The organism is Pseudoalteromonas sp. SR41-4 (assembly GCF_014163985.1).
In the GTDB taxonomy this organism is placed as follows: Bacteria; Pseudomonadota; Gammaproteobacteria; order Enterobacterales; family Alteromonadaceae; genus Pseudoalteromonas; species Pseudoalteromonas rhizosphaerae.
Window position 1 is genome coordinate 222,254 of the sequence record NZ_JACJEI010000001.1, and the last position, 23,854, is coordinate 246,107.

18 protein-coding genes are annotated in these 23,854 nt (G+C 42.3%); 10 read left to right on the forward strand and 8 right to left on the reverse strand.

Annotation, left to right across the window (positions count from 1 at the left end; genetic code table 11):
* Positions 1–3: 3 nt before the first annotated feature.
* Positions 4–1,005 (reverse strand): 4-hydroxyproline epimerase, encoded by a 1,002-nt coding sequence (locus H5180_RS00825; RefSeq protein WP_182739491.1) that lies wholly within the window; start codon positions 1,003–1,005, stop codon positions 4–6.
* Complete coding sequence (locus H5180_RS00830) at positions 1,005–1,187, reverse strand: hypothetical protein (RefSeq protein WP_182757464.1); 183 nt, start codon at positions 1,185–1,187, stop codon at positions 1,005–1,007. Before H5180_RS00830 ends, H5180_RS00825 begins: the two co-directional genes overlap by 1 nt.
* A 269-nt stretch (positions 1,188–1,456) precedes the next feature.
* On the opposite strand from H5180_RS00830, the gene H5180_RS00835 reads away from it, so the two are divergent.
* The 4 genes from H5180_RS00835 to H5180_RS00850 all read left to right on the forward strand — a co-directional run bounded on the left by H5180_RS00835 (position 1,457) and on the right by H5180_RS00850 (position 6,388).
* Positions 1,457–2,746: an FAD-binding oxidoreductase gene (locus H5180_RS00835; protein WP_145234472.1), complete on the forward strand. Its 1,290-nt coding sequence runs from the start codon at positions 1,457–1,459 to the stop codon at positions 2,744–2,746.
* A gap of 25 nt (positions 2,747–2,771) precedes the next feature.
* Positions 2,772–3,992 (forward strand): Xaa-Pro peptidase family protein, encoded by a 1,221-nt coding sequence (locus H5180_RS00840; RefSeq protein WP_145234474.1) that lies wholly within the window; start codon positions 2,772–2,774, stop codon positions 3,990–3,992.
* Between the two features lie 144 nt (positions 3,993–4,136).
* Positions 4,137–4,784, forward strand: a complete 648-nt coding sequence (locus H5180_RS00845) for a DsbA family oxidoreductase (protein ID WP_182757465.1) — start codon at positions 4,137–4,139, stop codon at positions 4,782–4,784.
* A 191-nt stretch (positions 4,785–4,975) separates the two neighbouring features.
* Positions 4,976–6,388 carry a YfcC family protein gene (locus H5180_RS00850; RefSeq protein WP_145234478.1) on the forward strand — a complete coding sequence of 471 codons (1,413 nt, stop codon included), beginning with the start codon at positions 4,976–4,978 and terminating at the stop codon, positions 6,386–6,388.
* Between the two features lie 89 nt (positions 6,389–6,477).
* On the opposite strand, the gene ppiC is transcribed toward H5180_RS00850, so the two are convergent.
* The 5 genes from ppiC to H5180_RS00875 form a co-directional block, all read right to left on the reverse strand.
* A complete protein-coding gene (gene ppiC / locus H5180_RS00855) occupies positions 6,478–6,756 on the reverse strand; it encodes a peptidylprolyl isomerase PpiC (protein WP_145234480.1) in 279 nt (92 codons plus the stop codon).
* 62 nt (positions 6,757–6,818) lie between these two features.
* Positions 6,819–7,730, reverse strand: coding sequence for a hypothetical protein (locus H5180_RS00860; protein ID WP_182717618.1), 912 nt, complete (start codon positions 7,728–7,730; stop codon positions 6,819–6,821).
* Positions 7,731–7,750: 20 nt separating this feature from the next.
* Complete coding sequence (locus H5180_RS00865) at positions 7,751–8,125, reverse strand: thiol-disulfide oxidoreductase DCC family protein (RefSeq protein WP_404936323.1); 375 nt, start codon at positions 8,123–8,125, stop codon at positions 7,751–7,753.
* Between the two features lie 95 nt (positions 8,126–8,220).
* A complete protein-coding gene (gene ygjK, locus H5180_RS00870; protein ID WP_182757466.1) occupies positions 8,221–10,593 on the reverse strand; it encodes an alpha-glucosidase in 2,373 nt (790 codons plus the stop codon).
* Positions 10,583–12,352 (reverse strand): MFS transporter, encoded by a 1,770-nt coding sequence (locus tag H5180_RS00875; RefSeq protein ID WP_182757467.1) that lies wholly within the window; start codon positions 12,350–12,352, stop codon positions 10,583–10,585. The genes ygjK and H5180_RS00875 overlap by 11 nt, the downstream gene beginning before the upstream one ends.
* A 68-nt stretch (positions 12,353–12,420) precedes the next feature.
* Between H5180_RS00875 and H5180_RS00880 the strand changes: the two genes are divergently transcribed.
* The 5 genes from H5180_RS00880 (at position 12,421) to H5180_RS00900 (ending at position 19,513) form a co-directional block, all read left to right on the forward strand.
* Positions 12,421–14,922: a hypothetical protein gene (locus H5180_RS00880; protein WP_145234489.1), complete on the forward strand. Its 2,502-nt coding sequence runs from the start codon at positions 12,421–12,423 to the stop codon at positions 14,920–14,922.
* 207 nt (positions 14,923–15,129) lie between these two features.
* Positions 15,130–15,942: a hypothetical protein gene (locus H5180_RS00885; protein ID WP_145234491.1), complete on the forward strand. Its 813-nt coding sequence runs from the start codon at positions 15,130–15,132 to the stop codon at positions 15,940–15,942.
* Positions 15,943–16,983, forward strand: coding sequence for an extracellular solute-binding protein (locus H5180_RS00890; protein ID WP_145234493.1), 1,041 nt, complete (start codon positions 15,943–15,945; stop codon positions 16,981–16,983).
* Positions 16,983–18,482, forward strand: a complete 1,500-nt coding sequence (locus H5180_RS00895; RefSeq protein WP_182757468.1) for an iron ABC transporter permease — start codon at positions 16,983–16,985, stop codon at positions 18,480–18,482. The genes H5180_RS00890 and H5180_RS00895 overlap by 1 nt, the downstream gene beginning before the upstream one ends.
* Positions 18,483–18,496: 14 nt before the next feature.
* Positions 18,497–19,513, forward strand: coding sequence for an ABC transporter ATP-binding protein (locus H5180_RS00900; protein ID WP_145234496.1), 1,017 nt, complete (start codon positions 18,497–18,499; stop codon positions 19,511–19,513).
* An 89-nt stretch (positions 19,514–19,602) separates the two neighbouring features.
* On the opposite strand, the gene H5180_RS00905 is transcribed toward H5180_RS00900, so the two are convergent.
* Complete coding sequence (locus H5180_RS00905; RefSeq protein ID WP_182757469.1) at positions 19,603–22,377, reverse strand: collagenase; 2,775 nt, start codon at positions 22,375–22,377, stop codon at positions 19,603–19,605.
* Positions 22,378–22,800: 423 nt separating this feature from the next.
* Here H5180_RS00905 and H5180_RS00910 point away from each other — a divergent pair, with 423 nt between their 5' ends.
* The gene (locus tag H5180_RS00910) at positions 22,801–23,832 is read left to right on the forward strand and encodes a LacI family DNA-binding transcriptional regulator (protein WP_145234500.1); all 1,032 of its coding nucleotides are present in this window, start codon (positions 22,801–22,803) and stop codon (positions 23,830–23,832) included.
* The last annotated feature ends 22 nt before the right edge of the window (positions 23,833–23,854 follow it).

Below are 23,854 nucleotides of genomic sequence, written 5' to 3' on the forward strand. Positions count from 1 at the left end.
TCATTAAATTACTTGAAACCCAAATGCGTATGGGTCATCGTCATCTACGGTGATAGCACTTGTGCCCGTCACCCTAGACCAACCTTGAATACTTGGTAAGATAGCTGTTATGCCTGCGATCTCTGTTACGTGTTCAATGCAACCAATAAACTGGCTGCCAATATAACTTTCGTGAATAAAATTTTGCCCTTGAGCCAACTGCCCTTTGGCAAATAGCTGTGCCATACGGGCGCTGGTGCCTGTTCCACATGGCGAGCGATCAATGGCTTTATCACCATAAAAAACTGCATTTGCGGCGTCTGAATTGGCATTTTTTGGGGTGCCTGTCCATAAAACATGGCTTGCGCCTTGAACGGTTGAGTCAAGCGGATGAACACATTTAATTTTGGCGTTTATTGCATCACGCACTAGCGGGCTATATTGCAAAATTTGCCCAGCCGTTAAATGTTCAATGCCTTTATAATTACCTTGCGGTTCAACAATAATGTAGAAGTTGCCGCCATAGGCGATATCTACTATCAGCTCGCCCAATTCAGGCACTTCAATAACTATCGACTTATGTGCTAAATACGCAGGTACATTATAAATTTTTACCCACTGTACTTTGCCATCACTCATTTCATAGTTGATCTGGACACGCCCAGCAGGTGTGTCTAGCAGCAGAGTTCCCGGCACTTTTGCCTGTAACAAACCATGCTCTAAAGCAAACGTAACGATACCCATTGTGCCGTGGCCGCACATAGGCAAACACCCAGATGTTTCAACAAATAAAATAGCGGCATCGCCGTCTTCCGTGGTCGGTGGATATAAAAATCCGCCCGACATCATGTCGTGACCGCGAGGTTCAAACATCAGTGCTTGGCGGATCCAATCGTGATTTTGCAAAAAATCTTGGCGCTTCTCACTCATGCTCTGCCCGCTCAATTGCGGGTGACCACTGGTTATAAGCCTAACTGGGTTGCCACAAGTATGGCCGTCAATACAAAAAAAACTTCCTTTACGCATCACTTAGCCCACTTTAATTTTGTTAGGTTAGTAGGGCTTGCTATAGCCAGTGCAATCATGCCGTGAACAGCTTTGTTGATCAGTTCATCGCTCATGTTTGCTGTTGTTGCAAAGTTAATGGAGTCGTCTGCACTAAACTGAGCTATTACTGCTGCACAGACTCCTTGCCAAGTTACTGTCATTTTAATTACCTGATTGATGTTTAGGCTTGATATCATAGGTATATTGTATACAATAATCAATATCCCACCTTAAAGTTTGTTAAAAGGTTTATCTTCTGAGGCTCTTTTGGGATTGGGAATAACTACTTAAGCAACTGAAAAACAATGCTTATTTACTGATTTAATACAGCGGGATTTTTTTCATAAATCACTGTTTAAAGTGAGATGCAATGTATACGCGCCTACAAATCAAGTGTTTGGTATTACTTTTATAGAAGAGGTAAATTATTTTGGCGGATAAAAATAAACAGCAAGTCGCCGTTATAGGAGCTGGTATTATTGGCATTTGTAGCGCATTACAACTACAACGAGCAGGTTTTGCAGTCACCTTGTATGATGAAAATGGTTTAGCGCAAGGCTGCTCTAAAGGCAATGCTGGACACTTTGCGACTGAGCAAGTGTTTCCGCTTGCGCACCCTTCACTATTAAAGAAGCTACCCGGTATGTTATTCAATCCATTAGGGCCGCTACGGATTGATTGGCGTTATGGCTTTAAAGCCCTACCTTGGTTTTGGCAATTTGTTAAAAACATGCCAAGCAAGACTTATCGCACTAACACACAAGCACTTAAGGCGTTAAACCAACTAGCGATCCCCGCTTATGAGCGCTTACTCAGTGAGTATAATTTAGGCCACTTACTAACTAAAAAGGGCAGCTTACTGACTTTTGAGACCACCCCTCTTAGTAAAATTAACGCTATGCTGCGCAGCTACCTTGATCAGGGTATTGAGGTGGAGTTACTTGATGGCGAACACGTGCGTCTACTAGAGCCCAATTTAGCTAAAACCATTACCTACGCTTTATTATTTAAAGAGGTGGCTCACAGTGTTGATCCGCATTTATTTTGCCTCAACTTAGCAGAACAATTTAGCGCGTTGGGCGGCCAATTTTGCCAACAAAAAATCACCTCGATACAGCCTGCAAAGCAAGGTTATACACTCAGTTGCCAAAATCAAATTGTCACAGCGAATAAAGTAGTCATCGCCGCAGGCGCATGGAGTAACACACTATTGAAACCTTTAGGCTACAAAGTGCCGCTTGATACTGAACGTGGTTACCATTGCATGCTAGCCAGTAATTACGGGCTTTCACGCCCTGTGGCCTCTGCCGAGCGTCACTTTATTATGACTCCCATGAGCCAAGGCCTACGCATTGCTGGCACGGTAGAATTTGCCGGCACCAAACGAAAAATGAATAACAAACGCGCATTAGCATTATTACCCAACGCTAAAGCATTACTGAATAGATCAGCCTTTTCATTACATGCTAACAGTACCTGGATGGGCTGTAGGCCATCGCTACCGGATTCATTGCCCGTTATTGGTAGCGCCCCGAACCACGATAACCTGTACTTTGCTTTTGGCCACCAGCACTTAGGATTAACCCAAGGCGCCGTAACCGCAGAGCTAATAACCGCACTGTGTTTAAACCACCCGCCGCAAATAGATATACACCCTTATTGTGTGAGTCGCTTTTCAACGCAACCCGCTTGCAGTAAAGCACAGCCACACGCACAATAGCCGCATATAAATAAAGGAGAGCACCATGACAATATTTGGTATTGGTACGCAAACTAAAGAGCAAGCACTCGCCGGTCTAAGCGATATGACGGGCGATTTAATGCCTATTCAGGCTGATGAGCATTTAGCGCGTATTGCCAAAGCACAAGCCTACATGCAAGCCAATTGTATTGATGCAATTTACTTAAATGCAGGCACTAACTTAACCTACTTTACCGGTATGCGTTGGTATGCCAGTGAGCGTATGGTAGGCGCAATATTACCGGCTAAAGGCGACGTACAATACATTGCCCCGTATTTTGAAATTGGCTCACTAAACGGTTTTAAAGTCATCGATGGCCCTATTCGTGGTTGGCAAGAGCACCAAAACCCTTATGCTTTATTTGTTGAAATACTCGCAGAAATGGGCATTGCGGCTAATGGCACTGTTGGCATTGACGAAAGCGCACAGTTCTTTATTTTTGATGGTATAAACAAAGCACAAACCGGCTTAAACCTAGTCAATGCACAACCTGTGACCGCTCATTGTCGAATGCATAAATCAGCCAACGAGCTGGCACTGATGCAACGCGCTATGGATATGACGTTAGCGGTTCACCAAGCAACTGCAAGTATGTTACACGAAGGAATCAGCACCACCGAAGTTGAAGCGTTTATCAAGCAAGCACACCAAAAAGTAGGTGCTCCAGGTAACTATTTTTGCATCGTATTATTTGGCGTTGCAACCTCGTTCCCACATGGCGTGAAAGACCCACAAATCCTTAAAAAAGGCGATATGGTATTGATTGATACCGGTTGTAAAGTGCATGACTACCTATCAGATATCACCCGCACGTACGTTTTTGGTGAAGCAACACAGCGCCAACGCCAATTTTGGGATTATGAAAAAGCCGCACAAATTGCCGCCTTCAACGCTGCAAAAATTGGTGCGCCTTGTGAAGCAGTCGATGCCGCCGCGCGTAGTTACTTAGCCGCGCAAGAGCTAGGTCCTGAATATCAAACGCCAGGTTGCCCCCACCGCACAGGCCACGGTATTGGCTTAGATATTCACGAATGGCCTTATTTAGTCGGCGGCAACAAAACCCCACTTGCAACAGGTATGTGCTTTAGTAATGAGCCTATGCTAGTTATACCTGATGAATTTGGCGTTCGCTTAGAAGATCATTTCTATATGACTGATAAAGGGCCAAAATGGTTTACTGAGCCTGCCCATAGCATCGAAGACCCTTTTGGTTTAGCTGACTAAGCTAGTCCATCATAACGACTGCACGGTAAACGCTTACCGTGCAGTTTAAGCACTTATTTCTGTAAATTGAAAATCCCCCCTCTTGAATTAACCCCTTCGCGCCTGCATATAGACCCGTACACACTGTAAAAAATAGGCTCACTCATGAAAAAGCTAAAAATCGACATCGTTTCAGACGTAATGTGTCCGTGGTGCATTATTGGTTATAAAAACCTTGAAACAGCATTAGCGCAATTAAGTGACGAATTTTCAGCTGAGATCAGCTGGAAGCCATTTGAGTTAAACCCAGATATGCCAATTGAAGGGCAAGATTTAAATGAGCATTTACAACAAAAATATGGCCTGAGCAAGGAGCAAGGCGACGAAAACCGCAAACGTATTTTAGAGATGGGTGAAAAAGCAGGCTTTACCTTTAATTTTGACGGTAAACGCATCATGATCAATAGCTTTGACTTACATCGCTTACTCACTTGGGCTGCCACTGAAGGCAAACAAACCGAGCTAAAACTCGCTTTATTTAAAGCCCACTTTACCGATTTAATTTTCCTTAATGAGCAAGACAACCTACTTGATGTAGTACAAAGTGTTGGTCTTGATAGAGCCCGCGCAAAAGAAATTTTAGACTCAGGCGAGTATTTCCAAGAAGTTCGCAGCGAGCAAAATGCGCTACAGCAAATGGGCATTTCCTCAGTGCCAACCTTTATCATTAACGATCAATACGCCCTCACTGGCGGCCAGCCAAGCGACGCATTTGTGCAAGCATTTAAACAAATCGCCGAGCAAGAAGCGTAATAAAATGACAAGCGACGCAATTTACCTGTTGCGTCGCTTTTTAACTAACTTTCTTCTTTAACTTAGTGCCCCCCGTTACATTCCTTTACAGACTGACGTTGCTATTTTTATTGTGATTTTATAACTCGTGTTATCCTTAACAAAAAACAGCGAGGCATATCTGCTGCGCCAATTATAAAAATGGAGAACGTATGAGTAATTCTTTCAAAGTACCGCATACTTTGATTTTACTGCTAGGTATGATGGTCACTGCGTTAGTTGCTACCTGGTTAGTACCACAAGGTTTTTTTGACACAACACTCACCGAGTCTGGTCGGGAAATGGTCCTTGCGGGCACCTATCATACGGTCGCTGAACGTCACTATCTTACCCCTTGGGATTTATTAACGGCGATTCCGCGCGCCTTTGCTGCGGCGCAAGATGTGATCTTTTTTGTCTTGATTGTTGGCGGTGTACTGGCCATTGCCCGTGCTACCGGCACGGTTGATGCGTTGATTGGCCGTTTACTTGAGCGCCATGGTAAAAAGCCGCAACGACTTATATTTATGGTGGTTTTTTGTTTTGCCTTAGCATCAAGCAGTATTGGTACAGCGGGTGAATATATTCCATTTGTATTAATATTAGTCGCTCTTTGTAAAGCTATGCGCCTTGATGCAATGACAGCAGTAGGGATGATTGTAGCCGGTTACGGGATTGGTTATGGCGTGTCTGCGTTTAACCCATTCACAGTGTTAATTGCCCAGCAGATTGCTGAAATTCCTGTTTATTCTGGTTTATGGTTGCGCTTAGCGATATTTGTGCCCTTTGTACTAATTGGTTTTCATCATGTGTGGCAGTACACTAAAAAGGTGGCCGCCGATCCAAGTAAATCCATGATGCTTGATGTGCCTTGCCCTCTCAATGATCAAGCAACACCGCATTACCCTGAACTTGCACTGCGTCATAAATTAATTTTAGGTAGCTTTATTGTCACGCTAGGTGTTGCTGTATGGGGTATTGCAACCAAAGGCTGGTACTTATACGAATTAGGCGGCGTGTTTATCGCGTGGGGTGTGTTGATCGCTATTCTGGGCCGTTTATCTGCCGATGATGCTGCAAACCGCTTTATTGAAGGTGTTTCAGATCTCGTCACCACCGCTATTTTAATTGGTGTTGCCCGTGGTATTGCTTTAATCCTTGAAGATGGGCAAATATTGCATAGCTTAGTGCATGGCATGTCACTGCCATTATCTTATGTGAGTGCTGAAATATCAGCCATTGGCATGTTAGTAATTCAAACAGTGCTTAATACCTTTATTCCGTCAGGTTCTGGGCAAGCGTATGTCACTATGCCACTTATGGCACCACTGGGCGATTTAGTCGGCGTGCCACGCCAAGTTGCAGTGCTTGCGTATCAATTTGGTGATGGCTTTTCAAATATGATTATCCCTACCAATGCGGTATTAATGGGAATTTTAGGCATGGCGGGTGTCCCTTATGGGCATTGGTTCCGTTTTTGTTTACCACTATTACTTAAATTGATGTTAGCAGCATCGATTGTGCTCGTACTTGCAGTGATGTTTGGTTATGGTTTGGATGTACAACCAAGTGCCGTTGGCAGCTAAAGTTACTGGATACTTAAACGAAAAAACCACCTTTGTAGGTGGTTTTTTCGTTAAATCGAAGTCACTCGTTTTTCTAGCTAACTTTACTCTTACGTTCTATAAAGCACTTTTATCACATGCCAACCAAATTTAGTTTTTACTAAATGTGGTTCTAATATTTCTGCGCCAAAAGCCACTTTATCAAATTGCGGAACCATTTGGCCACGTTTAAATTCGCCTAAATCACCCCCTTTTTTACCCGATGGGCAAGAGGAATGTTTTTTAGCGAGCACATGGAACTTAGCGCCTTTTTTTAACTGCTGAATTATGTCTTCGGCAAGTTCTTTATGCTTAACTAAAATGTGTAATGCGTGTGCGGTGCTAGCCATGATCTATCTCTACAAAATTAAACTGAGGGGATTTTATCATAATAGATAAAAACTAGTCATTATCACTGGCCATAATAGCCAATTAAACGAATCGCGAATCCTACTTCGTCGCGATAATTGAGTTCTTCTCGGTATTCTATAAACGGCTCTAATTCATAAAACAGCCAACTGTATTTTACTTGCTGCCGGTAACGGTACGATACTGTATAGATAGTAAAGTCATCAAAACTATTCTGTACATTGGCACCAAACACTGCGGCTCGCTGCGCATCGGGTATATAACTTAAATAAACACCTGAGCGCATTTCGCTATCTATTTCGTCATCAATTTCACGGTAATTAGCAGAGACATTCAGCGAATAAAACTCATTGATCTTAGTATCACTGGAGAGCTTAATAAAGTAACCAAAGCCATCAGAGAAGTAATACTCTAAGCCGGCAGATGCAAAGTACTGCGTTTGATTAAATGTTTTATTCCAACGAAGTGCACTGCGTCCATAAAGTTGGCTACGTGATATGCCAACACGATTATCAACCTCTAAGTTAGCGGTACGCTCAACTAAAAATTGCAGCGCAGCATTTATGTCTTCAGTACCATTGTTTTGATTAGCTGGGGAGTCGGTTTCAAAAGGCAACCGGCTAAATTCGTCAGCGTCATTATCTATTATTAGATTTAAGCGGTTTTCCCAGCTAGGTAAGCTTAATGATACTTTAAAGCGTACTTCTGTTTCAGCTAGATCAGCACTGCGGGGAAGCCAGCCTAACCGCAAAAAACCTCTCGCATGGGCTTTGTTTGGGTTAACCTCTTCACCGAGTAAATCGTCTAACCACTGGGCGGTATTTTGCATCCGCAGATTAATTCTGTCGCGAACATCTACCACGATTGCAGAGTCATCATGGGTGTCATTTTGAGCATATAGTCCAGCACTAAACACTAAAAACAGTATATTAAGTTTAACCAAATAACCTGCCAACAGTCCGCCTTGTAAAGAAATTATAAGTAGTGGTGATCATACTCATGACTTGGGATCACGCAATAATTATATTTTCCAAATAAGCGATACCGGTTAAGTGCAATGGCATCATACCCCCAGTTGCGTATCCGTTTCGGTATTATTCGTAATATGTTAGCTAAGGGCCATGGCCAACCCAACTGTGAAACAACATTAATCACACCATCACTTTTGGTAACACACTGATTATTTTCAACATAGATCATGGTTTTAAAATTAGCTGTTGGGTAACCAAAGTGCGTGAGGATTGCTTGGCCTTTTAAAGACTGCACACTGCATAATTTAAAACACAGCTTTTTATCGTGCTTAATAATAAAATTACACCATGCATTACAAATACTTACACTGCCCGTCAAAGAGTATTATTTTATTGTTTTGCATAAGCTGTTGAGCATTTATTTCACACATACTTAGCCTTTAATTGAACGTTTATATCAATATTTATTTAGCCCTACTCACACCAACGTCCTTGTTTTTGCATTATCAACAATAAATGCGCGGCACTCCACGAGAAATTAGGCGCGCCTTGTTGTTCGCCCGTCAAAGGATTGTAATTTTCGCGAATAGGAGCACTGGCCAATAAGCCATCAGCATGAGTAAGTAGTTGCTCACTGAGTTGCTGCGCCTTTTCACAATAACCGTAATGACTCATACCCACCAAACCAAAATACAGCTGATCAAGCCATACTCGACCTCGCCAATAGATATCTGCACCAAAAGCAGGGTTGCTCAAAGCCGCGCTGCCAAGTGGTACGTAGGTATTGAACTCTTTTTCATCAAGCATTACATCAACCACTTGCTGCGCTTGTTCAACCGTGGCTACTTGATTAAATAGCGGCGACCAGCCTTCAGGGCCTTTACCGCGCTTAACTAACGGCTTGCCTGCGCAGCCACTTGCTAACGGTTGTGGTGCTATTTCAATGTCATAATAATAGCCAGTTGTTCTATCGAACATACATCGATTTATATACGCTCTTAGTTTGGTTGCTTGTTTTAAAAAATAACTCGCTTGGCGAGGATAATTCAGCTCTTTAGCAATTTTACTTAAATAGCGATTATCCGCTGCCATGTATGATGCCTGATCGACTGATTCTTGCAGTAATGAGTAGCCAATCAAACGCCCCGCTTTATCAAAATTTTCGGCAAAACCTACGTGCCAATCAGTGGCTTTACCGCCATTTTTTATATACTTCGCGAGTTGTTCACTGCTAATGAAACCAAACACCGCTGCATCATCTCGGCCCGACTCCCACGATGCCGCTGTTTGCGCAGGGATCTTTATCTGTTTTTGTGGATGGGCGATAAGCTGATCCTTATAATTTTCAAGACCACTTTGCGCAGCCCAACCCGTTGCTGTTTGCACCTCAAAGCGTAATTTACCGTCATCCGTTGTATGGGCCTTATCAACTGTTGCGCCATACTCTGGCACACCATTGCCATTGTGATCTCGATTAGTTAGCCACCAGTTTCTATAGCTGACCAACTTTGGGAATATTTCCGCAAGCCACTGCTTATCATTTGTGTACTCATAAACTTGCCACACAGCCCAAGCGGCTAAACTGGGTTTAGTATTACGTTCGTTCCAGTTAGTCCCATCACCACCCCGTTCAGGGCTTAAATTATAAGCCACTAAATCAGGAATAAACCCTACATCCCACGGTCTTACAGCATCATTTGCTGTTATTTGGTGCTCAAATACCGCATTGAGATTTTGCTTTGCGAGTACTGGGTGAAAAGTCGCCAGGGCAAAAGCGTGCTTATAACTATCCCACGGCCAAGTCTGATTACCGGAAAACCAGCGTCCCGTCACGGCAGGACTTACGGTATCAAAGCCAACAGCACCGGCTTTAGAACGCCAATTACCAATCAAGGTTTCAATACTTTTGACGGCTAACTTTTTATGCCTTTCATCGGCACTGGCTAACGGGCGCAGCGCACTATTAATATACCCTTGCCAACGCGTGGCACTGCGGGCTAAATACAGCTCGGGCTGGTTTAAAACATCTTTTATAATAGCCTGCTCGTTTGCCGCTTCTTGGCTATTTAATAAGTACGAATAAGTTGTGTAAAACGTGGTATCGCTATCAATTGTTGTGTCACTTGCATAGCTTAATGCTTCATGAGTGGTGTTGACTGATAGCGTTTTATGCAATTGTAACTGCGAGCTGCCAGAAGTTAGTAACTGGCCATGTGCACGCACTTTGCCAAACTTTAGCGTGATAGTATTATCACTCACTTGCCATTGAGGTAACAGTTGCGGGTATACTTCAAAAGGTGAACGCGCATCTTTTGCGATACCGTCTTGAGCTGTTAACTTACTCACTAACCGCCCTTCCCAGCGCAAAATGAGTGGTTTTTTGGTTGTGATCTGTGTTTTAACTAACGAAGTACGATTACTTACAAAACGTAACTCCATGCGAATACTTACGCCATCACCCGTTAATTCTTGCACTAAAGCACCCGGCAAGCTGTAACTATTCATGGCGAGTTTAACTTTATGACTTTGGTCTATATAGACGCTGAGCTTTTCTAAATAAGGGGCGATAAAATTAAGGTATTCTTCGCTAATAATTGCAGGCCCGGTAAAGCTTCCGATATTGTCATCGCTTGGCAGTAAATGACCATGCCATGCACCTAAGTCAAATAATGGACTAAAGCGATGATGCTCGCCTCTAGCAAAGTCTTGCATATAATATGGACTTCCCGTGCGATCAATTAAATTTTTATAATGACTATTTTCACCGCTCACTGGGTCATTTGCTGTGGCTTGTAAGCTCAACATCAGCATGGCAGCTATTAAAATAAGTCGCTGTTTAAGTTTCACTGTGGGTATCCTTATTATTTCGCGCTAGAAGGTAAAAACCAAAGCCAGTGAAAAGCGCGATCATTGCAAATAATAGCCACATGAGTGCCGGACGTTGCAGCTCTTTCACTAAGTAACCATAGCTCCAACCTGATAAAAAACCAGCAAATAAAAAACCCAGTGCCATAGATACAAAATAATAACCCATAAACATTGCAGCGCTATCTTTAGGGGCAATACTGGCAACATATTCTTGGCTTTTTGGCGAGGTGAGCATTTCACCCAAGGCAATCAATAAAATAACCGTGATCATGACCGCTCCGCCCAGTTGCGTCATTAATAAACCCGCGCTCATTAGCAATAACACTAAAAAGGCACCCGCAGTAACAATCAAACCACTGATCAAAACCGATATCACCTTAAATCTCTGGCATTTTACACTAATGATTATTTGTAATAATACTATGGCCGCAAAGTCTAAATTAATCAGGTACTCGGGATTAACTTGTCGGTAAACCAGCCATTGCTGGGCAAGTTGTTTACTTTGTTGCAGGGTAAAGTCGCTAGTCGCTATTTGCTCAATAAAAAGCGCTATTTCGCTCACTGGCACGTTTACTTTTAAATGCACTAATTCAAGGCGTATTGCTTCAAGCTCAGTGCTCGCTAAAGGTGATGAAGATGCATAATTGACTGATAGAAGCTGAATTTTTTCACTCAATGCTCCACTATCAACAAACGCAAAAAAATCCACTGTTGATTGACCAAAGTAACTGAGTAAAACAACTAAGTCTTGAGTGTCTGTATAATCGCGTATAAACAACGGTAAAGTGTAAAATAGCTGATTATACACAGTCCAAAACCCTGTCAATATGGCTAAGTACAAGGCAAAATTACGGTTACTTACCCGCACCGGCTGTAAGTGCCAGTTATGGCTTTGCTTAGTACTGACACTTTTATCCCACAACCAGTTTGTCCCTAACCATAGAGCAATTAATACAAAAGCTTGCGTATAACTGAGCCAACTCACGCCTGCGGTCATTAGAATAATCACACAAGTAAATAACAACAGTGCAAAGCGGCTGTTGCCTAATACTTGTTGAGCTTGTTGTAATACCTGCTTAAGGCTGGTATTTGCTTGCGAAGATGGGGTTGATTCGCGATAAAATAACAGCGGAATAAAGTTAAGCAAAATCCACACGGCCGACATTACAAATACCGCATCCCAGCTGATCGCACGCATATAACCGGCGACTAATGGGCCAATAAAGCCGCCCAAATTAACCATAGTGTAAAAAATACCAAACCCTAGGCCACGGTTAGTATCATTCGTGCTGCGACTTATAGTACCAACCACCACAGGTTTAAAACACGCCGCACCAAATGCCACCAACATTAAAATCATAAAGAACGAATTAAAGCCAGTTACTTGGCCTAAAAAGTAGTAACCTGGCGCCATAATTATAAAGGAAATTATAAACAGCCTTTTATAACCATACCGATCAGCCAGCGCGCCTGTTAACACCGGTAATAAATATAAAAAGAAAGGAATAATACCTTGCACAGCACCACGCTGTGCATCATTAAAGCCCACCCCACCTTGTTCAACTGGGGTAGTCATATAGACAGATGAAACCGCAAAAAAGCCATACCAAGCTAAGCGCTCAAAAATTTCCATGGTGTTTGCAATATAAAATGCCACACCAAAGCCTTTATTAGCTGGGGTTTGCTTACTCTGCTTTGCTGCTGAGTTGGTTGTTATTGGTATTTGATTATTATTCATAGTTTACTTTCACAATTAAACACAGTATTTTATATTGCATACAATATACACATAAAACAACTATAATTATGAAAAAACTCTCACTCACTTTGTTATTACTGTTACTTGCCGCGTGTCAAAAAGAGCTGCAAGCCGATACTGCGCAGACCGTACAACCACAAACAACAACGTCAAGTGCTATGGAAACTGATCCACAACAGATGCAAGTAGACCTATCAGTACAAGGTTACACCAGTACGTTACACAAAATGGACATTGCATTCTTAGGGAAAACCATCCCCTATACATATAGCGATGGCAAAATTGGTAATAGCCGAGGATATGATTGGTGGGTAAGTAAACACTTTGCACTGAAGAGTGATTTACCAAAAGAAAAAGTAACGCTGTATTTAGCGCTTTTAGAAATGGCTTATCCACACTATGTTGCACTATTCGGTATGGAGCCACCTAATATTGAACGCCAGCGTATCGCTGTAGTGTATGGTAGCAGCCGCGATAGAGTGCGCGAGGCCATGCTTGATGACGGTTTTTTAAGAGGCGTACATAAAACCGCAGGCGGCGAAACTATGTTTTATAACCGCGCAGGATATAACTTCCCAAGCCATCGTGAGCATCACCAACGCTATATTGTCATTCACGAAACCATGCATGCTTTTCACATGGCTTTAAACGGTCATTCAACCTGGGCGCCTAATTGGATCACCGAAGGCTTAGCCGACTCGGTCGCTCACCATGTTTACGATGCCAAACAAAAACAACTGACTGTGATGGTGTTTGATCGTGCCCCTATGAATTATATTGAGACCGGTTTAAAGCAATATTACAGTGCTGATAAACCCACTCTTGAGCAAATAAACGATGATCCTGCACTTAAACGCGGCCTTAATTTTTTTATCATTCATTACCTTTTAAGCTCTCCAGAACGCGCACAATATTTTGCATATTTTGTGCAGCAACTTAGGCTTGCCAACCCACACAGTGACGCCACGCTCAGCACAGCCAATTCACTCCTTAAACACACTTTTAAAGATTGGCAGGCAATAGAGCAAGGCTTTGCTGACTTTGTGCAAAATATAAAACCCAGTTTTCATATTGTATCAGGCCCGTGGGAGCAAAATGGTAATGCTTATTGGCTACGAAATACAGATTCAAATACCTTATCTCGATTGGATATAAACCCCGCTCTCACTACTGATGTATCGCACCCAGTGATGGACTTTCCCGCACCACAAGTAAATGCGTTAATCGATCTGACAAATAAGCACCAAGTGGCTGCTTTAATTGAATTTGAACCGGCACAATTACAGCGCGGTGAAATAGGCATTGCCATGCAAGGCAAGCGCAGCGAGCAAAACCAACAATACCGCACTACGTTTATTGGTAATGAGCAAGCGAATGACGACCAATTACTAAAACTATTAATAGTAGATGCTGAGCGGTTAATAATAACCGCACGTAATTTCAAAGATTTTCAGCCTGTGCAAATCGCACTTAGTCCTGAGTTAAAAGCCGCTTTAGCTCAACACGCAACACTTGGTTTAAACCTTACATTAGGGAGCAGCCAACTAACGGTGGGCTTAAAAGCGGATAACGGGACGAATATCATTGGGCAAACATTTACCCTTGCTTTATCGACTAAAATAACAGCCGCACTCGATACACAAAAAATCAGCTTATTAAGTAAAAATAACAATCACCAGATCACACCTTACTTATTTGCAACGCCAGCTGGCGATGCTAAATATTTAAATTTAGCAGCACAAAACCAAACACAGCTTACTGATCCGTGGCTATTTACAGGTTATAAATTATTAAATCGAGTGTTTAGAACCTGCCAACAACATCAGCGCAAACTGGTTAATTGCGATGTCGAGCTGAGTAAGTTAATGGCAAAATTACCTCAGCCGAGCAACCATACAGCCATAAATGCTGAACTTGCAGTTATATTTAACCGCTATAAAACCCTATTAGGTAATAGTGGTTTTAGCGCACTCAGTGGTATTAATTCTGGTGTTTACTATCACCACAACAAAGCCTTTTTACGCGTCGAAAACCCTACCGATTTTGAGCTGCAATTGGCCGCCCAAGTTAGCTTTGCAACTGCAGGTAAGGTGCTTAACAAGCACCATCTCCGTCAGCTCTTAAAACCCGGTATCCACAACATTCACTTACCAGCGTCAACACAAGCTCAAACAATTGTTGTCGAACAAGATCTTAATTGGCAAGGATTAAATAAAACCCGTGAAATTAGTGCTGCTAATGTCCCTTTCAACGGAGTTAGGATGACACTCACTCAGACTAAAAATAACGCGGGTGATTGGCTATTTACCGCGACCCTATCAGGCCCTTATTCAGGTGCGACAACGGGGCAAATAACACTGACAGCTACGCCCTTTATACAGCTTGAAAGTGTAATGACACAAAAACACCCTGTGGAGATTGCGCCTTATGCAGTACAAAACTATCAATTTAAATTCACAGCGAGTAGCGAACCGATGTTGATCACCGTCACTGCGTTATTAGATGTCGATGGGGAGGAGATCCGACTTATCAAACGGTTAAACTTATAATTTAGTTAGCAGCTAAGAAATAACCTCTTAGCTGCTTTGCTTTAGCCACAACTCAACGACCCGTTGGCACGTCCCTAATATCGCCAAATGCTTTATAAATAAAGACAAAATAGAATTTAGTCCGTAAAATTAGTATCCTTGATTTTAGTCATGGTTACATATATGATAATGCCTATCATTTACAATCATCTTTTCGGATCCACTTTCATGAAAGCAGTATTTAAATCAGCTACCACCTTAGGTGTGAGCCTTCTCTTAGTATCAGCATTTGTTGCGCAACCTGCATTTGCTAATGGCCCTATTGGCGAACATGTAAATCACTTACAAGCAAATATCAAAGATTACTCAGAAGAAGTTGAATGGATGATCGGCAAAGTCGATACCATGGTAAGCGACTATGAAAGCAAAGGCGTAAAAGCAGTAAAAAGCGATGACCTAATCGAGTATTGGGAATCAGTGAAGTTTCACAGCGCGATTGAAACAAATTTTGTGCCGGTATATGCGTCAATCTGGCAAGGTATTTATGGCGTAAAAATGGCCATTGATAATAACAAGCCGGCGACTGAAGCTCGTAAAGAACAACAAGCGATGAATGCTGCCTTGTGGCAAGGTCTTGGCGCAGTTAAACTAGCGGCGCAATTTCAACAAAAAGGTTTGCTTGCAAACGTTAAAGCAACTGCAACCACAAGCATGACTCAAAGTGCTACAATCGATGAAATTAAACATAAACTTGATCGTGTCATTGCCAAATATGCAGAGCGCTTAAGTGATGAAGCAACCAGCATTGTGCACGATACTTATCTTCACCTATTTGAAGGTGTTGAAGGCACACTTATCGAACAAGATGCCAAACTTGTTGAAATATTAGAAAAAGATTTTAACGTGACACTGCCAAAAGCAATTTCAGATAACAAAAGTGTTGATGAAGTACGCGATGTGGTAAGTAGCATGCACACTAAATTAGACCGCGCCAAGGTATTACTCGAAAAAGCCGAAAAAGCACGTAAGGATGTATTTTAAGTGAAGCGTAGGACCTTTATACAAGGCCTAGCTGCGTTTGGGGCAATCGGTGCATTACCATTGCCTCTTTCTCGCGCACTAGCTGCCAACATAGCAAACCCAGTTTCTGTTGATGACTTACCTAAACTTGAAGGTGAGCTGACCTTATACCTAGGTCGTGGTGAAGGTGGTTTGTATGAAAATGTGCTACAAGCAATTCAAGACAGAAACCCCAACTTTAAACTAGGCATTCGTCGTGGTCCTACAGCAGCTTTAGCCAATACCATTGTTGCTGAAGCAAAAGCAGGGGTGCGTAGAGCCGATTTGTTTTGGGCTGTTGATTCTGGCGCTATTGGCTTGGTTTCAGATGCCGGCCTTGCACAACCTATTCCGAGTGATCTATCAGCGCAGTTGCAACCACAGTTTCGCTATAAAGATTGGGCCCCTGTCACCGGTCGTGTGCGCACCATACCCTATAACACTTCGCGTTTGACCAAAGAGCAAATTCCAACCAGTATTATGGACATTGCTGATAGTGACTTAAGCATTGGCTGGGCACCTGCGTATGCATCGTTTCAATCATTTGTAACGGCAATGCGTATTCTCGAAGGTGACGATAAAACAGCGAAATGGCTGAAAAAGATTAAGAAGCGTGCTAAAACCTATGCCGGTGAGTTGGGTGTAGTAATGGCCGTTGAACGTGGTGAAGTGGATATTGGTTTTGCTAATCACTATTACACCTTACGTTTAAAATCAGGCAAACCAGATGCCAAACTTGATTTAGCATTTACCCAACAAGATGCTGGCTGTTTAGTCAATGCATCAGGTATTTTGGCATTGAACGACGATCCTCTTGCCACTCACTTTATGCGCTATTTATTAAGCATCGAAGTGCAAGGTTACTTGGCTCGTGAAGCCTATGAAATTCCGCTGGTAAATGGTGTCCCTCTACCTGAAGGGTTACCATCTTTAGCCAATATTTCACCACCCAAAGTGGACTTAACACAGTTAGCTGATCTTCGGCCAACCATAGCTTTGATGCGAAATAGCGGCGTACTGTAATGCGACTACCAGCTTCTTACCCAATGGCGCTGCTTGCAGCGCTTATTGTTTTATCTCCTATCTTTATTTTAATAACGCTGGCCACTGATGCCAGCTCTTTGTTTGATAATCATAATTTAAGTATTCTCGGCAATACTTTGTCCTTGATGGTATTAACGGTCATTGGTTCTATTTTAATCGGAGTACCGTTAGCATTTATCAGCGCTTATGTGCGCTTACCGTTTAAAAAAGTATGGTTGGTGTTTTTTGCCGCGCCTCTAGCCATTCCCAGTTACATAGGTGCATTTACGCTTTATGCGGCTTTTGGCTCCGGCGGAGAGATACATAATCTACTTGGTATTGAACTGCCATCGATGGATGGACTCAGCGGCGCAGCTATTGTCATGACTCTTTACACATTTCCATTTGTAATGATGACTACCCGCTCATCTTTACTTAGTCTTGATGCAAGCATGGTTAATGCGGCCCGCACCTTAGGTATGTCGATGACCGAAAGTGTATTTAAAGTCATCTTACCCCGTGTAGTAAATGGCATTGCCGCAGGTTCGTTATTGGTCGCCCTGTATACTTTGTCTGACTTTGGCACACCTGCAATGATGCGCCTTGATACCTTTACCCGGGTTATTTATGTCGAGTACAATGCTTTTGAGTTAAGTCGTGCGGCAATGTTATCGTTACAGTTGTTGGTGATTGTGGGCTTTTTACTGTTGATTGAGTCACAAATTAAAACGGCTAGCGAACGCCATGGCCGGCCATTAATTTTGTTTCCTAGTAAGTGGCAACTAGCGGCTATGTTTGCCACTTTTGCGCCTATTTTATTATTAGCCATTGGCTTACCTCTGGCGATATTTTCGCTGTGGTTAGCGCGTGATGGCTTTAGCTCATTTGATTTTAGCATCGCGTGGAATTCAGCGTATGCCTCAGCCATTGCTGCAGTGGTTGCGGTGATTGTAGCTATCCCTGTTGCCCATGCTGCACTTAGCGGTAAAGCGGGTCGTCTCATGGAGCGTGTTACTTACTTTGGTTTTGGTATTCCAGGTATTGTAATGGGCACCGCGCTAGTTTACGGTGGTTTGCAATTGCCGTTTTTATATCAAACATTAGGGCTGTTGATCATTGCCTATATGCTGCGTTTTTTACCCTTAGCGGTAGGCTCTGTGCGCACTAGCACTGAGCACCTTGATCCAAGTTTAGTTAAATCTGCGCGGGTCTTAGGCGCCAGTCCGCGCGAAGCATTTACCCGCATAACTTTACCACTCACAATGCGTGGGATCATAGCCGGTGCCGCTTTAGTATTTTTAGAATCCATGCGTGAATTAGAAGCAACCTTATTACTTGGCCCAACTGGCTTTGAAACACTATCGACTTATTTATGGCGTGTTTATGAGGCGGGCTATTTTGGTCGTGCTGCTATTCCTGGGTTATTGTTAGTACTGATTTCTGCGTGCGGTTTAGCTATTATGATGTCTGGCGAAAAACGTAACCAACTCGAACATTGAGGATTTAAATACAAATGCTATCTGTAAGCCAGTTGTCTATAGATTATGGCAGTAACCGTGTAGTAAGCGACCTAAATTTGTTGCTTGGTGAAAGTGAAATTCTCATGCTAGTAGGCCCTACGGGCTGTGGTAAAAGCACAATTTTACAAGCGCTCGCCGGACTAATTCCTATTAGCGAAGGTGAAATTAACTTAGGTAAATGGCAGGCTACCCCAAAATTGACTGTGCCGCCTGAAAAACGCAGCGTAGGTATGGTATTTCAAGACTTTGCGTTATTCCCTCATTTAACCGTTGAGCAAAACATTGGCTTTCGTTTAAAAGATACCGCCGTTGCTGATCATTGGATAGCCCTTCTGGGTCTTGATGATTTTCGTCATAAAAAGCCAGCCACCCTTTCAGGCGGTCAAAAACAACGAGTTGCACTAGCACGTACCCTTGCCCACCAACCTGACTTTGTGTTACTTGATGAGCCGCTTTCAAACCTTGATGCGGCACTAAAAGATATGCTGCGCTGGGATATCCGAAATGCCCTGAAAAAAGCTGGCGTGCCTGCAATTTGGGTGACTCATGATCAAGAAGAAGCTTTATCAATAGGCGATCGTGTGGGTGTGCTCAAGGCCGGAAAAATCCAGCAACTTGATACTCCTGAGCGTTGTTTTAGTGTGCCCAACAATCGCTTTGTTGCACGTTTTTTAGGTGAAGCAAGTTTCATTAGCGGTTTTTTTGATAATAATCAAGCAACTACAGCCATCGGCAATGTGCCCGCTCTAGCCGTAGATTGCCAACAAGGTGAGGTGGATGTCCTACTTCGCCCCGACGATGTAATGCTAGTACAAGGTGAGATCGGCAACAACGGTGTGGTCGTATGGGTACGCTTTGAAGGAGGGAGTCGTTTATGTGCAGTAGAGCTTGCCTGTAAAACAGTGGTTACTAGCCGCGTAAGCCACGAAGTCGTGGTATACCCTGGCGATAGCGTGCATGTATCATTAAGTACTTCGCATCCACTCGCGGTGTATAAACGAGTAACCTAAACTCACTTTAACGCTTAAGTTACAACACTAAAAAAAGCCCATCTAGATGGGCTTTGCTGTAGGTGCTTTACTTTTTGAATATGATAATTTTAACGACACCCTTGGCTATTAAAATCAACCACTAGACTTGCACCAGTACTATTGCCCGACACCTTTAAATAACCCCAATATTGGCTTTGATCACTAATATAAATACATTCGCTATTGCCGCTATTACTGGACTGAGCCTGTTCATTACTGCCATTTGGCCAGCTGCTGTTTGAATAACTTAGGCTGATGTCGCCACTGCCATTAGCGGTGGTTATCGCCACACCACTTTGACTTTGAACGTCAGCAATACTAAACCACATAGGATCGCTGTTACCCAAACAAATCACTTCACCGTCATTTAAACGGCCATTGCTACGACTACCTTGGGTAGCACATGCATCAGGTACACTACTGCTTGCTCCTGTGTATGAAGCGGTTAATTGCACATTATCAAACATGTTATAGCCACGAACCATTACTTGATAAACACCTGCTTGCGCAGGATTTATTACACATTGTTCACTATTACCACCGACATAAGGACGACAATCATAACTATCCATTGTTGGTGTAGCAGCATAACTCACATATAAATCAGCATCGCCCGTGCCACCACTTAAGCTAAACACTAAGTCGCTGGCACCTTGCGGTACATCAAAGCTAAAATACAACAGCTCATCTTGCTCGCCAGCAATAGTCATTGGTTGAGCATTTATCAACTCGCCGTTACCAACGCTGCTATCCTCTTCAATACTAGCCAATGTTGATGCGATTTGGCTGGCGCCTTGGTTATCAACAACCGTTAACGATACGCTATATTGTCCTGATGTTGTATAAGTATGCACCGGGTTTGCTTGATTAGAACTACTGCCATCACCAAAGCTCCACTGATAACTAACAATTGAGCCGTCACTGTCAATACTGCCATTGCTCGTAAAATTGATCTCATTGTTTTGCATACCGGCATAAGGTCCATTGATGTATGCGATTGGTGGCGTATTAGTGGTTGTACCTGCAACTAAGTCATCACACCATTGTACAAACTCGTTTTCATAATTATTTGCCCACTGCACAGTTTTCGCTTTATAAGCACTCCAATTACCAATGCGTGTATCTGCAAGCATGGCATTAATTTCACTGTAATGGCGTTCGAACATAAAGCGCACAGCTAAGTAACCCCAGCGATAAATACGGTCTTGATCAAAACCGTCATAGTTAGTGGCAAATACTTGCGCTAAGGTATAACGCGAACCATCACTGATGGTATTTTTAGCGGCGTCATTATTATCAAGATTAGCAACATATTCTGCAACGCCTTCTGACCACCACACGATATCTTCAGTTGGTGAATTAAAGTTTCCATATAAATCAAAACGACCATCTAAGTAATGCACATATTCATGCTCTAGATTCCACACGTAATGCTCAGCATTGGCGTAGCTCGCCTCATAGGCAATAAAATTTGCTTGATTACCCACAACTGCGGGGTCACCTTCTAAATACATGCCGCCATTATTGGTGTTAATGCCAAAAATCGCACCTGCGTATTTACTATAATCATCGCTGCTATCAAATATATTTACTTGTAAAAAACTATTGTTATCATCGGCAACTGGGGTGTTATTGGTGGCAAGTTTAGTGTGAAATAAACCTTCTTCTGCGCCCATTGCAGCACATGCAGCTGTATGTTGTGCTGAAGCCATATTTTGTGAGCGAATTTTAATAGTGCTACTACAGCTATAATTTTGCGAAAGCGCTTGCTGAGTAAGTTCATCAACAAATCCACAAATACCATAGTCATTACAATCAGCGTAATAACTGACAGAATCTGCCGCCGCAAGCCATACTGCATCACCATAGCCAAAGCTGTTATAAGTACTAAAAACCGCTTTTAAGCCAGTATCAACAGTAGCTTGAATAGCAGTGTCGGAATACTGCTTAAGGCGCGCAAGCTCACTGGCTGCATTAACAATTAAATATTGTGCGTCAGAGTCAATCATCCACTGCTTTTGGGTAAATGCATTCAGCTTAGTAACTAAATCAGTATCGCTAGCTACAGCTGTAACAAATGCATCATTCCACTGGCCGCGATAAAGCAAAGTAAAAATACCATTCACCGCACTGCGTATATTCCATTTTGCAGCATAGCTTTCGTTAAAACGCGTTAGCCACTGTTTCACCACATACAAGTAACGATGTTGCTGTTCAGCGCTGTCCATCGTAATGATCACTTCAGAAAGCGTTTTACCATGGCCGTCATTATCGTCATAAAAATGGCTGTTGTTTACAAAAGCATCTATCGCATCAATTACGGCAGGCGTAATCCAAGAGCTAAAGCTCACGTTGTCGTTGTAAAATTCCGCATAAAAACCAGCTCGTAAATATAGGAACAATGCCTCGAGTTCAATGTCACCACCGCCAGCATAAGTCTGTGAGAGTGACTTTGCATGATTAGCAACCGCATACATATTATCAGAACTAAATACTAGGCTCTGAGTTGATGCTGATGCACTAAATAGTTCATTAACACAGCCACTACCTTGATTTTTAAGCTCAGTAATAATGCTCGTTGAACTAGCATTAGCCAGTGCATTTAAATCGCAGCTGACTGTGGCCGCTTGGCTACGCATCATTAACATACTAAATTTTTGGGGTTGTGATTGCAGCTGTGCTATTGGTGCTTTTTCATTATGGCCGTGTTCAACGCCATGATGATGCACACGTTCAACAATCGCAGCTTGTGGCTTGAATACGCGCTGATGGGTCGTATTAGCAAGCGCCATAGAGCTTGCTCCTAATAAAGGTAACGCCAAAATCAATCTATTCATTTTCATAATTTACCTTTGATAAATTTTATTATTTCAATCCAGAACGGGTTATCGAGGACGTAATTTGCAACATATAATCGCCATTACATACAATATACTTTGCCTAAAACTAAAAAAATTTTAATTCATTAGTTGTAGCAAAATATAAAACACCAGCACTTTATCATCAAAAAGGGTACATATGTAAAGATATAAATGATAAGGCGACTTTGTGAAAAATCACCCAAACAGTAACGTGTGAGTTAGTAAGCTAGCAGATATAAAAAAGCCAGTACTTTATTATTAATAACAACCACTTTCTAGTTCATTCTTGTTCCTAATACCTAATTACGTAACTTGCTATACACGCTACAATATAATTAACACTTTGATTTAGCGTGAAATATGGTAATTTATTAGTGAATCGCGTTCACTATCATGAGAAGTCGTATGACCCAAAAAAAACATTGGACATTAAAAAGCATCGCCAAAGAATTAGGCGTTTCTAACGCCACCGTTTCAAATGCATTTAATCGTCCAGATCAACTATCAAAAAGTCGTCGCGAGTCTATTTTATTGGCGTGTAAAGAGCTTGGCTATTTTGGACCCAATAAAGCAGCGCAATCATTACGCCGTGGTAAATTTAATATTGTTGCGCTGGTATTACCTGACAGTATTGAGTATATGGTGTCGGATCCTGTGGCCAGTAGTTTTATGCGTGGTGTGGCTTCTATCCTTGAAAAAAACAATATTAACTTATTATTATTTTCGGGAAATAGTCAAAACCTTAACAGCGTATTAGATTTTGTTGATGGCTTTATTTGTTATGGTCGTCCGCGCAATCAATCACTTGTAGATCAATTAAAAATTGTACCCAAACATGTGGTTACCGTTGATTTTGATATTGATCGTAATGCCTCAGTAAACATAGATAACGAACAAGCTAGTTATGAAGTGGCTAAACACGTATTAAAAAGCAGTGCTGATCAGGTCGCTATATTGGGACTGCGGTTATTAGATGAAAATGTATTGTGTCGTGTATATGAGCATCATGAATGCGAAGCCGGTCAATCAATTGCACATCAAAGATTACGAGGTTATCAAAAAGCATTAAGCGAAGTTAACATTACCTTAGGTGACGATAGAACTTGGAATATTCCAGAAAGTAGCGAACGTTATGCAAGCATCGCAGCAAAAGAGGCGCTCAACTGCATACCTAGACCCAATGTATTACTTTGTATGAGTGATCTTATTGCCCTCGCGGCAATTCGCGAAGCAGTTAAAATAGGTATAAAAATACCCCAAGAATTGCGAATTGTTGGATTTGATGGCATTGATGAAGCGCAGCGCTCTATGCCAACATTAACAACAATTCATCAAAATAGTGAAGAAAAAGGATCGTTAGCAGCTAATTTATTTATTAGCAAAGAAGAGCAAAAAGCACTTATCAACTACCAATTACAGTTAGGTCATAGTGGCTGATAAGTGACTGATTGTAAGTTTT

Coding starts and splice junctions, on each gene's coding strand:
- H5180_RS00825 (WP_182739491.1), bottom strand. CDS start 1,005: ATGCGTAAAGGAAGTTTTTTTTGTATTGACGGCCATACTTGTGGCAAC.
- H5180_RS00830 (WP_182757464.1), bottom strand. CDS start 1,187: ATGACAGTAACTTGGCAAGGAGTCTGTGCAGCAGTAATAGCTCAGTTT.
- H5180_RS00840 (WP_145234474.1), top strand. CDS start 2,772: ATGACAATATTTGGTATTGGTACGCAAACTAAAGAGCAAGCACTCGCC.
- H5180_RS00845 (WP_182757465.1), top strand. CDS start 4,137: ATGAAAAAGCTAAAAATCGACATCGTTTCAGACGTAATGTGTCCGTGG.
- H5180_RS00850 (WP_145234478.1), top strand. CDS start 4,976: ATGAGTAATTCTTTCAAAGTACCGCATACTTTGATTTTACTGCTAGGT.
- ppiC (WP_145234480.1), bottom strand. CDS start 6,756: ATGGCTAGCACCGCACACGCATTACACATTTTAGTTAAGCATAAAGAA.
- H5180_RS00875 (WP_182757467.1), bottom strand. CDS start 12,352: ATGAATAATAATCAAATACCAATAACAACCAACTCAGCAGCAAAGCAG.
- H5180_RS00880 (WP_145234489.1), top strand. CDS start 12,421: ATGAAAAAACTCTCACTCACTTTGTTATTACTGTTACTTGCCGCGTGT.
- H5180_RS00885 (WP_145234491.1), top strand. CDS start 15,130: ATGAAAGCAGTATTTAAATCAGCTACCACCTTAGGTGTGAGCCTTCTC.
- H5180_RS00895 (WP_182757468.1), top strand. CDS start 16,983: ATGCGACTACCAGCTTCTTACCCAATGGCGCTGCTTGCAGCGCTTATT.
- H5180_RS00900 (WP_145234496.1), top strand. CDS start 18,497: ATGCTATCTGTAAGCCAGTTGTCTATAGATTATGGCAGTAACCGTGTA.
- H5180_RS00905 (WP_182757469.1), bottom strand. CDS start 22,377: ATGAAAATGAATAGATTGATTTTGGCGTTACCTTTATTAGGAGCAAGC.
- H5180_RS00910 (WP_145234500.1), top strand. CDS start 22,801: ATGACCCAAAAAAAACATTGGACATTAAAAAGCATCGCCAAAGAATTA.